Source organism: Frigoribacterium sp. Leaf8 (assembly GCF_001421165.1).
Classification (GTDB): domain Bacteria; phylum Actinomycetota; class Actinomycetes; order Actinomycetales; family Microbacteriaceae; genus Frigoribacterium.
Map to the genome: position 1 here is coordinate 428,644 of NZ_LMKB01000005.1, position 15,293 is coordinate 443,936.

Sequence of the window (15,293 nt, forward strand, 5' to 3'; positions counted from 1 at the left end):
TTCGTCGTCCCCGTTCGCCCGCAGGACAGGCGACCGGACGGTCAGGAGGCGCGACTCACGACAGCAGCGAACCGCGCGTCGAGATCATGGTCACCATCCGCTCGAGCGCGTACACTGGATCGCGCTCGGCGCCCTTGACGGCCGCGTCGGTCTCGGCGAGCAGCTCGATGCACCGGCCCAGCCCGTCCTCGGTCCAGCCCCGGAGGTCTCGTTGTGCCCGTTCGACCTGCCACGGGGCGAGTCCGAAGCGCGAGGCGAGTTGACCCGAGCCGCCGTAGGAGCCCTGCACCTTGGCCATGGTGCGGATCTTCATCGCGAACGCCGCCACCACGGGCACGGGATCGGCCCCGGTCGACAACGCGTGGCGGAGCAGGACCAGAGCCTCGCCCTGCTGACCTGCGATGGCCGCGTCGGCCACCTTGAAGGCGTTGGTCTCGACCCGACCCGAGTAGTACTTCTCGACCGTGGCCTCGGTGATCTCGGCCGCGGCGTCGCTGATCAGCTGCTGGCACGCGCTGGCGAGCTCGGCCAGGTCGTCGTTGAAGGCCGTCACGAGCGCCCGGAGGGCCCCCTGCGAGATGCGACGCCGTTCGGCGGCGAACTCGGCGGCCGCGAACTCGAGCTTCTCGGTGTCTTTCTTGAGCTCGGCGCAGACGACCTCGAGCCCGCCGCCGGTGCCGCCCCGGACGGCGTCGAGCAGCTTCTTGCCGCGGACCCCGCCTCCGTGGCGCAACACGAGGGTCGTGTCGTCGGCGGGCGTGTCGAGGTAGCGCAGCGTCTCGGTGAGGAAGGCGTCGGTGCACTTCTCGACGTTCGAGACGCGGATGAGACGTGGCTCGGCGAAGAGCGACGGGCTCGCCAGCGTCACGAGCTCGCCGGGCTGGTAATGGTCGGCCTCGAGATCGTGCACCTCGAGGCTGGGGTCTTCGGCGACGAGCTGGTCGCGCAGCTGGCGCGAGGCACGGTCGGCGAGGAACTGCTCCGGCCCGCTCACGAGCACCACGGCCGCGGGGCGGATCTTGTCCCACCCGACCTGGTCGATCGCGACCGAGGCCTTCTTCGCCGTCTTGCCACTCGCTCGCGCTGCCATGCTGCCTCTCGGACGTCGTCCCACGGACGCGGGGCCCGCCGCGCCTCCTCCGATGCTAGAGGACGCCACCGACGTGTCGGACGCGCGATCTCGACCCGCGGACCCCGCGTGCTCCCGCCAGATCCGCAGGCCGACGTCGCCGCCGTCACGGCCGACGGGCGTGACGGCGGCCTGACCCGCCTCGTCGCTGCGGACCACGACTCCCCCGCCGTCCCGGACCAGGTCGAGCGCGACGTCGGTCGGGTGCCCGTAGGAGTTGTCGGCCCCCACGCCCACCAGGCCGACGCGGGCCGACACCCGCTCGTACAACTCGGCGTGCTGGTCCGCCGACCCGTGGTGCGAGACCTTCAGGACGTCGACCCGCCCGAGCCCCTCGTCGCCGTCGGGTGACGAGGCCAGACGGCGTTGGGCGGTCTCACCGAGATCGCCGAGGGCCAGCAGGGAGAGGCAGCCGACCCGGCAGGACCCGCCAGGGTCGAGGCGCACCACGAGGCTGGCGTCGTTGCCCGCCGGGGTCGCGGTGGGCGGCCAGAGGAGCCGCCACGTGTGGTCGCCGAGGCGTCCCCGGGTGCCGACCCGCGCCTCCTGGACCTCGGCGCCACCGCCGCGCAGGGCGGTCACGACCTCGGCGTCGTCCGAGCGCCCCACGGGCCCGACGAGGGCCGTGCCGACCCGGCCGACGACCGAGCCGATCGCCCCGACGTGGTCACGGTCGAAGTGGGTGAGCACGAGCAGGTCGACGTGGCGCACGCCGAACGTCGAGAGGCAGCGGTCGACGGCGGCCTCGTCGTCACCCACGTCGATCAAGGCGACGGCCCGCGCGCTGCGGACGAGCACGGCGTCGCCCTGCCCCACGTCGCACTGGGCGACGACCCAGTCGTCGGGAACGGAGGCGCGGGTCACCACGGTGCGCCCGCCCACCACCCCGACGGTGGCCACCAGCACGCCCACCAGCAGCGTCGTCGCGACGGCCCGCAGGCGGCCGCGGGCCCGGGCCACCACGGCGACCACGACGAGGGCCGTCACGCCGACCAGGGAGGCGACGCCGAGCGCCGAGGCGTCCCACCCGAGTCGCGTGCCCGGCCAGGTCGACGCCGACCGGGCGACGGCCGCGACCCAGGACGACGGCAGCCACGAGGCCCACGCGACGGCCGCGGCGGTCGCGGACGCCCAGGGCGCGAGCACGCAGACGACGAGCCCACCCACGGTCGCCACCGGAGCCGCCGGGCCGGCCAGCACGTTCGCGGCGACGCCGTGCAGGGCGATGCTCGGTTCGAGGGCGAGCAGCACGGGCTGGCAGGCGAGCTGCGCGGCCGTGGGGACGGCGAGGGCCGCCGCCACGGGTTCGGGCACGAGGCGCGCCAGCAGGGCGGTCAGCGGCCCTCCGAGCACGACGAGCCCCGACGTCGCGAGGACCGACAGGACGAAGGCGAGGTCGCGGGCCAACCACGGGTCCGCGAACAGCAGCCCGGCGACCGCCAGCGCGATCACGGGCACACCGGCGATCGGCCGTGCCACGGCGAGGTGCACGAGGACGAGCACCGCCATGACGGTGGCCCGGACGATGCTCGGCTCGGGCGTGACGAGCACGACGAACGCCACCAACACGACGACGGCCATCGCGAGTCGCAGCAACCGCGGGACCCTCAGCACCGACCCGACGAGCACCACGAGTGCGACCAGCACGGCGCAGTTCGAGCCCGACACGGCCGTCAGGTGGCTGAGCGACGCCTGCGTCATGTCGTCGTCGAGGTCGTCGGGCACCCCCGACATGTCGCCGATCGCGAGCCCGGGCAGCAGGGCCCCGCCGTCACCCGGCAGGTCTGCGGCCACGGCACGGAAGGCCGAGCGGAGCCCGTTCGACCAGGCCGACGTCCGCCCGGGCTCGGCGCGGACGCCGAGCGGCTCGACCGCCCGCCCCTCGAACGCGACCGACTCGCCGTACCTCACCGGGCCCAGGACGAGCCGGGCCGACACCCGGGCCCCGATCTCGGCCGACCGGCGACCGTCGAGGCGCGCCCCGAACACCCGCACCGGGACGCGGTCCCCGAGGGCCACGGTCCCCGCGCCGACGTCGAGTCGGTCGACCGACATCGTCAGGACGTCGGACCGCGCCTCGACCCGGTCGAGCAGGCGCCCCTCGACGGTGACCGCGTGCCCCACCGACGTCGTGAGCCCCGACGGGTGACGGCGGTCGTCGCGCACCGCCGCCTGGCCCGTGAGCCCGGCACACGCCCCGGCACTCAGGGCCACCACCAGCAGGACCTGCCCGGCGGCGAGGGCGCCCACCCGCGCCACGAGCACGAGCCCGACCGCGACGACGCAGACGACGAGGGCGACGGCGGCCACGACGGGCGACAGCCCCGGCCGGGTCGAACCCACGGCGAGCCCGACCCACGCCACGGCCACCGGCACCCCGAGCCGCAGGTCGAGGACGCGACCGGGCGTCACACCCGCACCCGCTCGCGCAGTGCCTCGAGCGTCTTCGGACCGATGCCCGGCACCCCCAGCAGGTCGTCGACGCTGCGGAAGCGGCCGTTCTCGTCACGCCAGGACAGGATCGCCGCCGCGGTCGCCGGCCCCACCCCGGGCAGCGTCTGCAACGCGGCGTCGTCCGCGAGGTTGAGGTCGACCGTCCCCCCACCGGCCCCCGTCCCGCCACCGGTCGCCGTTCCCCCCGCGGCCGACCCACCCGCCGCCGCGTTACCACCACCCGCCACCCCGTCGTCCGCGGTCTCACCGACGGCCGGCACCCGCAGCTGCTCGCCGTCGACCAGCACCCGCGCGAGGTTGACCGCCGCCTGGTCGGCCTCGTCCGTGAACCCGCCGGCCGCCGCGACCACGTCGACGACGCGGGCGCCGTGCGGCAGTTCGTACAGGCCGGGCGCCGCCACCCGGCCGTGCACGTGCACGAAGACGACCGAGGCACCCGCGGGAGATGCGGTGCCGGCCCCTGCCCCGGCCTCGGCCCCGGTGCCCGGCTCGACGGTCACGAGCTCGTCCGCCGCGCCTCCTCGGGTGGCGAAGGCCGACACGGCGACGCTCACCGCCAGCACCACGAAGAGCAGGACGACGACCGCCCCGACCCCCACGCGCCACCGCGGACCACCCGGCTCGGACGGGTCGACGGCGGTGCGGAAGCTGACGGTCATGACCCGTCACGGTACGAGCGGGCGTCCGCCCGCGCGGACGACGACGGCCGCCCTGGGGAGCCAGGGCGGCCGTCGACGGGTGGGGACGAGACGCCCCGAGTGACCTACTTCACCGCGATGTTCACCAGGCGCGGCGCCCGCACGATGACGTTGACGATCTGCTTGTCGCCGATCGCGCGCTGCACGGCCGCCGAGTCGCGGGCCAGCGCCTCGAGCTCGTCGGAGGCGATCTTGGGCGACACCTCGAGCCGGTCGCGCACCTTGCCGTTGACCTGGACCACCGCGGTGACGCTCGTCTCGACGAGCAGCGTCGGGTCGGCCTTCCGCCAGCCGTACGTGGCGAGGGCACCGCCGTCGTAGCCGAGCTTCTCCCACATCTCGGAAGCCGTGTAGGGAGCGAACAGCGACAGCCCCAGCGCGACGGTCTCGGTCGCCTCGCGCACCGCCGGGTCGGACGCGCCGGGACCCGAGTCGATCGCCTTGCGGACGGCGTTGGTGAGCTCCATCAGGCGAGCGACGACGACGTTGTACTTGAACGCCTCGCTCAGCCCCGGGGCCTCGGCGAGGAACCGGTGGGTGACCCGGCGCAGGGCCTGGTCGCCGTCGGCCCACACCACGTCGCGCGAGCTGTCGACGTCGCTCGCGAGACGGAACGCCCGGGCCAGGAACTTGGCCGAACCGGCGGGCGAGACGTCGGCCCAGTCGATGTCGTCCTCGGGCGGGCCGGCGAAGGCCATCGTCAGGCGGATGGCGTCGACGCCGTGCTTCTCGATCTCGTCGGAGAGGCTGACGACGTTGCCCTTGCTCTTGCTCATCTTGGCGCCGTCCTGCAGCACCATGCCCTGGTTCAGCAGCGCGCTGAAGGGCTCGGTGAAGTCGACGTGGCCGAGGTCGAAGAGCACCTTGGTGATGAAGCGCGCGTAGAGCAGGTGCAGGATGGCGTGCTCGACGCCCCCGACGTACTGGTCGACCGGCGCCCACCTGCTGGCCTGGGCCGGGTCGAAGGCCCGGTCGGCGTCGGTGGGATCGAGGAACCGCAGGAAGTACCACGAGCTGTCGACGAAGGTGTCCATCGTGTCGGCGTCCCGACGCGCGGGCGACCCGTCACGCGGGTCGGGCACGTTCACCCAGTCCTCGGCCGCGCCGAGCGGCGAGCTGCCCTTCGGCTTGAGGTCGAGGCCCTCGGTCGACGGCAGTCGGACCGGCAGCTCGTCGTAGGGCACCGGCACCTCGACGCCGTCGGCGCCGTGCACGATCGGGATGGGCGTGCCCCAGAAGCGCTGGCGCGAGATCAGCCAGTCGCGCAGACGGTACGTCTTGGCCGCCCCGCCGTCGCCGGACGCCTCGAGCAGTTCGACGACGCGCTTGATCGCGTTCGACTTGCTGAGGCCGGTCAGGGCGCCCGAGTTCATCAGTCGGCCGTCGCCGGTCAGGGCCACGCCCGTCTCGCGGGGGTTCAGGTCGGGCAGGTCGTCCGGCAGGATCGCCTGGCCGTCCTCGTCGAGCTCGAGCTTGGGGATCACGCCCGTGACGGGCGCGTTCGTGTCGACCACGACGCGCACCGGGAGGTCGTACTTGCGGGCGAAGTCGAGGTCGCGCTGGTCGTGCGCGGGCACGGCCATGACCGCGCCGTGGCCGTAGTCGGCCAGCACGTAGTCGGCGGCCCAGACCGGCATCGGGTCGCCCGTGAGCGGGTTGACCGCGACCCGGCCGAGCGGCACGCCCGTCTTGGGGCGCTCGCTCGACTGGCGCTCGATCTCGGTCGCCTTCTGCACCTCGACGAGGTACTCGGCGAAGGTCGCCTTGACGTCGTCCGTCGCGTCGGCGACGAGTTCGGCGGCGAGGTCGGAGTCGGGCGCGACGACCATGAACGTCGCACCGTAGAGGGTGTCGGGACGCGTGGTGAAGACCGTGACCTTCTCGTCACGGCCCTCGATGGCGAAGTGGACGTCGGCACCGATCGAGCGGCCGATCCAGTTGCGCTGCATGTTGAGCACCTTGGTCGGCCACCGGCCCTCGAGCTGGTTGAGGTCGTCGAGCAGACGGTCGGCGTAGTCGGTGATCTTGAAGTACCACTGCGTTAGCTTCTTCTTGACCACGACGGCACCCGACCGGTCGCTGGTGCCGTCGGGCAGCACCTGCTCGTTGGCGAGCACGGTCTGGTCCACCGGGTCCCAGTTGACCCAGCTGTCCTTGCGGTAGGCCAGGCCCTTCTTGTACATCTCGAGGAACAGCCACTGGTTCCACTTGTAGTACTCGGGATCGCTCGTGTGCAGCACCCGGCTCCAGTCGAACGACGGGGCGTAGAGCTTCATGCTCTGCTTCTGCTGCGCGATGTTCGCGTAGGTCCACTCGCGGGGGTCGACGCCGCGCTTGATGGCCGCGTTCTCGGCGGGGAGCCCGAAGCTGTCCCAGCCGATCGGGTGCAGCACGTTGAAGCCCTGCTGGCGCCAGTAGCGCGTCACCATGTCGCCGAGGGCGTACTGCTCGGCGTGGCCCATGTGCAGGTCGCCCGAGGGGTAGGGGAACATGTCGAGGATGTACTTGCGCGGCCGCTTGTCGTCGGGGTCGACGACGAACGGCTGCTCGGCGTCCCACCGGGCCTGCCACTTCTCTTGCAGGCGGGCGACGTCGTACTCGCGTTCGGGCACGCCGTCGTGGGGCGGGATGGCCGAGGAGGCGTCGGTCGCGGTCGTGTCGTGCTCGTGTGCCACGGGGCTCTCATTCACTGCTGGCAGTCGGTGCGGTGGGGGCGGACCGTCCGTGCGAGGGCACGGCGACGTGCGCCGGGCTCGGCGATCCTCGCCAAGGCTACCGAACGGCACGCGCCGTCACGACATGCGGACCGGGGCCCCGTCGGCGGTACGGACGCCGAGCACGGCGAGCAGGGCCGCCGCCTTCAGCTCGACCTCGTCGCGTTCGTCGACCGGCACCGACGAGATGGTGATGCCGCCGCCCACCCCGACGCGAGCACCCGCCGGTCGCACGGGCCGTCCCGCACCCGCCGCCCGGGCCCCGTGCACGACGATCGAGCGGATGGTCATCGCCAGGCTCGCCGAGCCGTCGCGCCCGAGCCAGCCGGTCGCGCCCGAGTAGACCCCCCGGGGCGCTCCTTCGAGGTCGGAGAGCAGTTCGACGGCCCGTCGCTTCGGGGCACCGGTCATCGACCCGGCGGGGAAGGCCGCCTCGACGACGTCGGCCGCGGTGCACCCCGCCCCGAGACGGGCCCGCACCGTGCTGACGAGCTGGTGGACGTGCTCGTACGAGTGCACGGCGAGCAGCTCGGACACCTCGACCGTGCCGAGCAGGGCCACCCGGGCGAGGTCGTTGCGGACCAGGTCGACGATCATGACGTTCTCGGCGCGCTCCTTCTCGCTCTCGACGAGTTCGCGCGCGAGCACCGTGTCGTCGGCGCCCGACCCGCGGCGTCGCGTGCCCTTGATCGGCGCCGACGACACCCGGCCGTCGGCCGTCACCTCGACGAACGACTCGGGCGACGCCCCGACGACGGCCACGTCGCCGATGCGCACGAACGACGCGTGCGGCGCCGGCGAGGACCGACGGAGGCGCGCGAAGGCCTCGAGCGCGTCCACCGGCCCCACGACGTCGACGGCCGTGGTCAGGCAGAGCTGGTACGCCTCGCCGGCCGCGATGGCCCGCCGACACCCCTCGATCAGGTCGAGGTACTCGTCGGGGCGGTGCCGCCAGCGGACGGTGGGCGGGGCGGCGCGCCCCGAGGAGGCGCGGGTCGGCCCGGGCACCGGAGGCTCGGGCGGCACGTCGGCCCAGGTCTCGACCAGGGAGGACGCCCACGGGTCGCCGGCCCGCGCGACGGCCTCGACCGAGCGTGCGGCGTGGTCGAAGACCAGGGCACGGTCGACGTCGAGCAGGGCGAGGTCGGCGGGGTCCCCGTCGGCGGCGACGGTGGAGGCGGTGGCTGCCCGCCGGTGCCCCTCGGTGGCGTCGCGGTCGAGCAGCCGGCAGCCGAAGCCGTAGCCGAGCCAGCCGGCCCAGCCGAGCGGATGGCTGTCGGGCTCGACGTCGACCAGGTCGTCACGCACCGCCTGCCATAGCCGGTCGGCGCCGCCGTCGCGGACGTCGCCCGTCGCGGCCCGACCCCACCCGACGACCGAGCGGCCCCGCACGGCGCCCACCCCGGCGTCGCGCCAGACCACGTCGCCGGTCGCGGCCAGGTGCCGGACGACGGCCTCGGGGTCGCGCCACGGCAGGGAGGAACGGACGACCGCGGGACGCATACCCTTGATCCTATGAGCGGAGACCCGACCCGATGAGTGGCGACCGGCCGGGTGGTGACGTGCTGCACGTCTGGCAAGGCGACGAGCTGGCGACGCCCGGGGGCGGGGGGGCGGCGGACGCCGACCCGCACCTCCTCGTGGCGGACTCGTGGCTGGTCGACGACGGCTCGGTGCTCGCCCTCGACGTGCACCGCGACCGATTCGCCGGGTCGATCGCCGAGGTGCCCGGGGCGCCCGACGCGGACGAGGTGTCGGCGTTCTGGACGGCGGCCCTCGCGGTCCTCCCCCGGGCGGGAGCCTGGTTCCCCCGCGTCGAGCTCGTCGCGGGCGACGGAGCCGAGGACGGCGACCGGGCACGGCTGCGGCTGCGCCTCCGTCCCGCTCCCCTGCGTCACCGCTCGGTCGTCCTCGCCACGGCCGACCGGGACCCCCGCACGCGACCGACGGTCAAGGGGCCCGACCTCGCCGCCCTCGGCTCGCTCGTCTCCGAGGCGCGGTCCCGAGGGGCCGGCGAGGCCGTGCTGCTCTCGCCCGAGGGGCACGTCGTCGAAGGCGCCTGGAGCTCGATCGTCTGGTGGCGCGGGGACGCCCTCTGCCTCCCGTCGGACGACCTGGCGCGCCTCCCGGGCGTCACGGTCCGCAGCCTGACGACGCTGGCCGCCGTCCTCGGCGTCGACGTGCTGCACGACCGCACCCGGCCGGACGAGCTCGACGGGTTCGAGGTCTGGAGCCTCGGCGCACTGCACGGCATCCGCATCGTCACCGGCTGGATCGACGGCCCGGCACCCGCCGAGGAGCCGGGGCGCCTGGCGCTCTGGCGCGGCCGACTCGACCGCCTGCGACGACCGGTCGACGGCTGACCCCCACCGGGCCGCGATCGGTGCCTCGACGCGTCAGGCGCCGGCCCCGTCGTCGGGCGTGACCTCGGACCCGACCTCGGAGCCCACCTCGACCTCGTCGAGGCGGCCCGCCTCGAGGCGCACGCGCCGCGTCACCAGCTCGGCCGGCACCTCGACGTGCGAGATCACGACGACCGTCGAGCCGTCGTCACGGGCGGTGGTCAGGACGTCGTGCACGAGCCGCCGGGCGGTCTCGGGGTCGAGTCCGGCCGTCGGCTCGTCGAGCACGAGCACCGGGAACCCCCGCAGGAGGGCACGCGCGAGCGAGATGCGCTGGGCCTGACCGCCCGAGACGAGGACGCCGCGCTCGCCCACCGGTGCGTCGAGCCCGCCGCGCTCGGCGGCCCAACGGCCCAGCCCGACACGGTCCAGGACCGCGAGCAGGTCGTCGTCGGTGGCCGTGTCGCGGGCGAAGAGCAGGTTCTGCCGCAGGGACTCGTCGAAGAGGTAGGGCGTCTGCTCGATCAGGCCGACCGTGGCCCGGACGGCGGCCGGGGCGAGGATCGCCGTGTCGACTCCCCCGACCTCGTATCGACCCGTGTGTTCGACGAAGCGGGCCAGCACCCACGCCAGCGTGGTCTTGCCGGCGCCGCTCGGCCCCTCGACCACGAGGCGGTCGCCGACGGCCACGTCGAGGTCGACGCCGCGGAGCGCGGGGCCCGCCGCCCCCGGCCAGGTCGCCGAGACCCCTCGCAGGCGAAGCGCGGGCACGGAGGCCGGCACGGCGGGCCCGTGGGCTCGGAGAGGGTCGGAGGCGGTGACGTCCGCCCCACCGGACACGTGGTCGTCGTCGACGACGCCGGCCGGCACGTCGACCGGCACCGCCGAGTCGACGCGGTCACCGCTCGCCCGCACGCGACGCCAGGCCAGCACGGCCGTCGGGACGGCACCGACGACCTCGAAGACGGCGAGGGGCACGAGGGCGACCAGCGCGAAGGCCGGACCGGTCAGCCCGCCCGAGGCGACGTCGGGAGCCACGACGGGGATCGTCGCGAGCACGGCGGCACCCGACAGCGCCGAGAGGACGGCGGCGACCACGCCCCCGGTCAGGGCCCGACGCGAAGAGGCGCGGCGCAGGTCGTCGTCGAGTCGAGCGACCCGGGCGAGCTGGCGGTCCACCGCCTCGAACGCGACGAGCACGTCGAGGTTCTGCACGAGGTCGACGACGGCGGCCGAGAGCGCCCCCCGCCGGTCGGCGAGGGTGCGTTCACTGCGGCGGGCGAGCCGGTCCGCGGCGACGCAGCCGACGACGAACGCGACGACGAGTGCGCCTGCCAGGACGACCGCCGCCATCGGCGACACCAGGGCGACGCCGACCACCGCGACGACCGAGGTCAGGCCCGACACCACGAGCGGCTGCACGACCCGGAGGGGAAGGTCCTGCAGGGCGTCGACGTCGCCGACGACGCGCGCCAGCAGGTCGCCGCGATCGGTGCGGCCGAGACCCGCCGGGGCCACGCGGATCAGTCGGCGGTAGAGCTCGGTGCGGACCACGGCCAGCTGACGGAAGGCCGCGTCGTGGCTCGACAGCCGTTCGAGGTAGCGGAAGACCGCGCGGGTCAGGGCGAACGCGCGGACGCCCACGACGGCGAGCGAGAGGTAGAGGATCGGCGGCTGCTCGGCGGCCCGCGTGATCAGGTACGCCGACGCCGCGAGCAAGGCCACCGCCGAGAGGGCGCTCAGCGACCCGAAGACCAGGCCGGGGGCGGCGCGGCGCCCGGCGGGCTGAGCCGTGCGGAGCAACGAGCGGGTCACGAGGGGCCTCCGATCGGGACGACGACGTCGGCCGCGTCGCTGACGGCGCGGCGGTGCGTGACGACGACCACGGCGACGCCCGTGGCCGCGATGCGACGGAGGCCCTCGACGACCCGGGCCTCGGTGACCCGGTCGAGGGCGGACGAGGGCTCGTCGACCAGCAGGAGGCGCGCCCCGACGCGGTCGAGCCGGTACAGCGCCCGGGCCACCGACACCCGCTGCGCCTGGCCGCCGGACAGCCCCTCGCCGCCGGCCCCGAGCACGAGCGCCGGGTCGAGGCCGGCCGCGCCGGCCAGGTCGAGGGCGCGGACGACGGCCTCGGTGTCGGGCCCGTCCTCGTCGCCGAGGCCGACGTTGTCGGCGACGGTGCCGGACGACAACTGGGCGGACTGGCCCGACCAGGCGATCTCGTGGCGGGCGGGCGCGCGGCCCGACGAGCGCCAGACGGCGCGTCCCTCGCACGGCTCGAGCCCCAGCACGGCGTCGAGCAGGGTGGACTTCCCGGCACCGCTCGGTCCGACGACCGCGGTGACGCGACCCGTCTCGGCGACGAAGGAGGTCTCGGCCAGCCGCACCGCGCCTCCTCGGCCGACCGACACCCGGTCGACGACGAGCGCGTCGGCCTCGGGGAGGGCCGCGGCCGGATCGGCGTCGGTCGTCGCCCGGGACGACCGGGGCGTGACGTCGCCGTCCTCGTCATCCAGCAGCTCGAAGACGTCGTCCGCCGCCGCGACCCCGTCGGCCGCGGCGTGGTAGTTGGCTCCGACCTGGCGGAGGGGCAGGTAGGCCTCGGGGGTGAGCAACAGCACGAACAGCCCGGCGGTCAGCCCCAGCGACCCCTCGACGAGCCGGATGCCGATGGACACGGCGACGAGTGCGACGGACAGCGACGCCGCGAGCTCGAGCACGAAGCCGCTGAGGAACGACACGCGCAGCACCGTGACCGTCTCGACCCGGTAGTCGTCGGTGATGCGACCGATCCGCTCGACCTGGCGCCGCTCGCGACCGAAGGCCTTGAGCGTCGACGCCCCGCCCACGGCGTCGGCGAACGACGAGGCGAGGTGCGTCAGGCGGTCCCACTGCCGGGTCTGGGCGGCCCGAGTGGTCCACCCGATCAGGACCATGAAGACGGGGATCAACGGCAGGGTCAGCACGACGATCAGGGCCGACAACCAGTCGTGGAGCGCCATGACGACGATGAGCAGCGGCGTCGCCAGGGCCGTCAGCACCAGCTGCGGCAGGTAGCGCGCGAAGTACTCGTCGAGGGCGTCGAGCCCGGGGCCGACGAGCGTCGCGACGCGCGCCGAGGAGTGGCGGTCGACCCAGGCGCGCCCCCGGTCGGCGACCGCGCGGACGACCCGGGCCCGCAGCTGGCTCTTGACCTGCGCCGCGGCCCGCGCGGCCGTCACCTCGAGGGCCCAGGCGACGAGCGATCGTGCCGCCACCGAGACCCCGAGCCCCAACAGGGTGGTCGAGAGACCGGAGACGCGCCCGTCGACGACCTGGACCACGGCCGTCGTGGTGAACCAGGCCACGGCGACGATCGCGAGGGTCTGCGCGAGGCCGAGCACGGCACCGAGCCCCAGGAACACCCGGGCGGCGGAGGCGTAGCGCAGGAGGCGCGGGTCGAGCGGCTTCACGGACGTCGCCTCAGTGCGCGGCCGGGATGGTAGCCCGGGTGATCCGCTTGCGGAAGATCCAGTAGGTGAAGCCCTGGTAGCCGAGGATGAGCGGGACGAAGACGAGGGCCACCCAGCTCATGATCGTCAGGGTGTAGGTCGAGCTCGACGCGTTGGCGATCGTGAGACCGTTCGCCGGATCGTTGCTCGCCGGCATCACCCAGGGGAAGAGCGCGGCGAACAGGCTCGACACCGCCAGGGCGATCGTGAGGGCCATGAGGCCGAAGGACCGGCCCTCGCGACCGCGCAGGTTCGCGACGAACGAGGCGATCAGGCTGACGGCGGCCCCGGCCGAGAGGACCACCGAGGCGAGGGTCCCGTGCATCAGCGAGGTCAGGACCAGGAAGGACGCCGCGACGACGATCGTCACGAGCCCCGCGCGGGTGGCCAGGCGCCGGGCCCGGTCACGGATCGCCCCCTCGGTCTTGAGCGTGACGAACACGACGCCGTGCGTGAAGAAGAGCAGCAGGGTCGTGAGACCGCCCAGCAGGGCGTAGGGGTTCAACAGGTCGACCAACGTCCCGGTGTAGTTGTGCCCCTCGTCGAGCGGCACGCCCTGCACGACGTTGGCGAACACCAGCCCCCAGACGAACGCCGGCACGGCCGAGCCGACGACGATCATGAGGTCGAAGCGGCGCTTCCACGAGGACTCGGGACGCTGGTGGCGGTACTCGAACGAGACGCCCCGCGCGATCAGGGCCAGCAGGATGAGCAGCATCAGGAGGTAGAAGCCGCTGAACAGCGTGGCGTACCACTCGGGGAAGGCCGCGAACAGGAACGCGCCGGCGACGATGACCCACGTCTCGTTGAGGTCCCAGACCGGACCGATGGTGTTGATCAGCACGCGCCGGTCGGTGTCGTCGCGACCGAGGAAGGGCAGGGACATGCCGACCCCGAAGTCGAAGCCGTCGAGCACGAAGTAGCCGACGAAGAAGAACCCGAGGATCACGAACCAGAGGGTGGGGAGGTCCATGGTCAGAGCCTTTCTCGCATCGGTTCGGTGGGGGTGGTGGGCATCAGTAGACCGTCGCCTCGTGGCGGATCTCGCCCGACACGGGGTCGGGCTCGGGGGCGTCGGCCGGCCCCTTCTGGGCGGCCCTGACGATGAGCTTGAACTCGACGACCGCGAGCGTGCCGTAGATCAGCGTGAAGGCGACGAGCGAGATGAGCACCGTCAGGCCGGTGACGCCCGGCGAGACGCCGTCCTCGGTCTTCAGCAGCCCGAAGACGAGCCAGGGCTGTCGACCCATCTCGGTGAAGACCCAGCCGACGATCATGGCGAGGAGGGGCATCGGGTAGCTGAAGACCGCGGCCCGCCAGACCCACCTGTTCTGCGGCAGTCGCCCCTTGCGGGTGATCCAGAGGCCGACGAGCGAGACGAGGACGCTGACCATGCCGAGGCCCATCATCCAGCGGAAGGACCAGTAGGTGACCCAGATGATCGGGGTGTAGTCCCCCGGACCGTAGAGCTGCACGTACTGCGCCTGGAGGTCGTTGATGCCCTCCACCGTGCCGTCGAAGGTGTGCGTCGACAGGAACGACAGCAGGTACGGCACCCGGATGCTGAAGAGCTCGTGCACCCCGTCGGGCGTGCCCAGGGTGAAGATCGAGAACGAGGCGTCGGCGCCCGTGCTGGTCTTGTACAGGGCCTCCGCGGCCGCCATCTTCATCGGCTGGGTCTCGACCATGGCGAGACCCAGCTGGTCGCCCGTGATGAAGGTGAGCGCGCCGGCGGCCACCATCGTCCAGAGACCGAACCGCAGGGCCGGTCGCATCGTCTCGAGGTGCTGGTTGCGCGAGAGGTGCCAGGCGGCGACGGCGACGATGACCGCGGCCGAGACCATGAAGCAGGCGAAGATCGTGTGCGGGAACGCGGCGAGGGCGACCTTGTTGGTCAGCACCTCCCCGATGCTCGTGAGCTCGGCCCGCCCCTTCTCCTCGTTGATGTCGTAGCCGACCGGGTTCTGCATGAAGGCGTTCGCGGCGATGATGAAGTACGCCGAGAGGATGCTGCCGATGGTCGCACCCCAGATGCTCAGCAGGTGGAGCTTCGGCGGCACCTTGTCCCAGCCGAAGATCCAGATGCCGATGAAGGTCGCTTCGAGGAAGAACGCGAGCAGGCCCTCGAGCGCGAGCGGGGCGCCGAACACGTCGCCGACGAACCGCGAGTAGTCGGACCAGTTCATGCCGAACTGGAACTCCTGGACGATGCCGGTCACGACGCCCATGGCGAAGTTGATCAGGAAGATCTTGCCGAAGAACTGGGTCAGCTGCAGGTAGTGGACGCGGCCGGTGCGCACCCAGGCCGTCTGGAAGACCGCCACCGTGAAGGCCATGCCGATCGTGAGGGGCACGAACAGGAAGTGGTAGATCGTGGTGAGCCCGAACTGCCAGCGGGACAACAGCAGCGGGTCGAGCAGCTCGTTCATCGGGATGTGCCTTCTCCCTCGGATGGTGGTGGT

The 15,293-nt window shown here is 73.3% G+C and carries 9 protein-coding genes and 1 pseudogene; 1 reads left to right on the forward strand and 9 read right to left on the reverse strand.

The window, feature by feature from the left end; translation table 11 throughout:
• Positions 1-55: 55 nt before the first annotated feature.
• From holA to ASL10_RS06770, 5 genes and pseudogenes are all read right to left on the reverse strand, one after another.
• On the reverse strand, positions 56-1,090 hold the full coding sequence (gene holA / locus ASL10_RS16515; RefSeq protein WP_056047549.1) for a DNA polymerase III subunit delta: 1,035 nt from the start codon (positions 1,088-1,090) through the stop codon (positions 56-58).
• A 651-nt stretch (positions 1,091-1,741) separates the two neighbouring features.
• Positions 1,742-3,184 (reverse strand): annotated as a pseudogene (locus ASL10_RS16675) (ComEC/Rec2 family competence protein); the annotation flags it as partial.
• Positions 3,185-3,537: 353 nt separating this feature from the next.
• The gene (locus ASL10_RS06760; protein ID WP_056045698.1) at positions 3,538-4,242 is read right to left on the reverse strand and encodes a ComEA family DNA-binding protein; all 705 of its coding nucleotides are present in this window, start codon (positions 4,240-4,242) and stop codon (positions 3,538-3,540) included.
• A gap of 104 nt (positions 4,243-4,346) precedes the next feature.
• A complete protein-coding gene (gene leuS, locus ASL10_RS06765; protein ID WP_369794399.1) occupies positions 4,347-6,893 on the reverse strand; it encodes a leucine--tRNA ligase in 2,547 nt (848 codons plus the stop codon).
• Between the two features lie 180 nt (positions 6,894-7,073).
• On the reverse strand, positions 7,074-8,498 hold the full coding sequence (locus tag ASL10_RS06770; RefSeq protein ID WP_056045701.1) for an anthranilate synthase component I family protein: 1,425 nt from the start codon (positions 8,496-8,498) through the stop codon (positions 7,074-7,076).
• A 32-nt stretch (positions 8,499-8,530) separates the two neighbouring features.
• Here ASL10_RS06770 and ASL10_RS06775 point away from each other — a divergent pair, with 32 nt between their 5' ends.
• Positions 8,531-9,358 carry an aminotransferase class IV gene (locus ASL10_RS06775; RefSeq protein ID WP_056045706.1) on the forward strand — a complete coding sequence of 276 codons (828 nt, stop codon included), beginning with the start codon at positions 8,531-8,533 and terminating at the stop codon, positions 9,356-9,358.
• 33 nt (positions 9,359-9,391) lie between these two features.
• On the opposite strand, the gene cydC is transcribed toward ASL10_RS06775, so the two are convergent.
• Genes cydC through ASL10_RS06795 form a run of 4 tightly spaced genes read right to left on the reverse strand, consistent with a single transcriptional unit; the run spans position 9,392 to position 15,260 of the window.
• The gene (gene cydC / locus ASL10_RS06780) at positions 9,392-11,152 is read right to left on the reverse strand and encodes a thiol reductant ABC exporter subunit CydC (protein ID WP_082460250.1); all 1,761 of its coding nucleotides are present in this window, start codon (positions 11,150-11,152) and stop codon (positions 9,392-9,394) included.
• The gene (cydD, locus tag ASL10_RS06785; RefSeq protein WP_056045708.1) at positions 11,149-12,792 is read right to left on the reverse strand and encodes a thiol reductant ABC exporter subunit CydD; all 1,644 of its coding nucleotides are present in this window, start codon (positions 12,790-12,792) and stop codon (positions 11,149-11,151) included. The genes cydC and cydD overlap by 4 nt, the downstream gene beginning before the upstream one ends.
• 10 nt (positions 12,793-12,802) lie before the next feature.
• The gene (gene cydB / locus ASL10_RS06790; RefSeq protein ID WP_056045711.1) at positions 12,803-13,804 is read right to left on the reverse strand and encodes a cytochrome d ubiquinol oxidase subunit II; all 1,002 of its coding nucleotides are present in this window, start codon (positions 13,802-13,804) and stop codon (positions 12,803-12,805) included.
• Positions 13,805-13,847: 43 nt separating this feature from the next.
• Positions 13,848-15,260, reverse strand: a complete 1,413-nt coding sequence (locus ASL10_RS06795; RefSeq protein WP_056045715.1) for a cytochrome ubiquinol oxidase subunit I — start codon at positions 15,258-15,260, stop codon at positions 13,848-13,850.
• Positions 15,261-15,293: the final 33 nt, after the last annotated feature.

Excerpts from the sequence above, each read along its gene's own strand:
- holA (WP_056047549.1), bottom strand. The coding sequence starts at position 1,090 with ATGGCAGCGCGAGCGAGTGGCAAGACGGCGAAGAAGGCCTCGGTCGCG.
- ASL10_RS06760 (WP_056045698.1), bottom strand. The coding sequence starts at position 4,242 with ATGACCGTCAGCTTCCGCACCGCCGTCGACCCGTCCGAGCCGGGTGGT.
- ASL10_RS06770 (WP_056045701.1), bottom strand. The coding sequence starts at position 8,498 with ATGCGTCCCGCGGTCGTCCGTTCCTCCCTGCCGTGGCGCGACCCCGAG.
- ASL10_RS06775 (WP_056045706.1), top strand. The coding sequence starts at position 8,531 with ATGAGTGGCGACCGGCCGGGTGGTGACGTGCTGCACGTCTGGCAAGGC.
- cydB (WP_056045711.1), bottom strand. The coding sequence starts at position 13,804 with ATGGACCTCCCCACCCTCTGGTTCGTGATCCTCGGGTTCTTCTTCGTC.
- ASL10_RS06795 (WP_056045715.1), bottom strand. The coding sequence starts at position 15,260 with ATGAACGAGCTGCTCGACCCGCTGCTGTTGTCCCGCTGGCAGTTCGGG.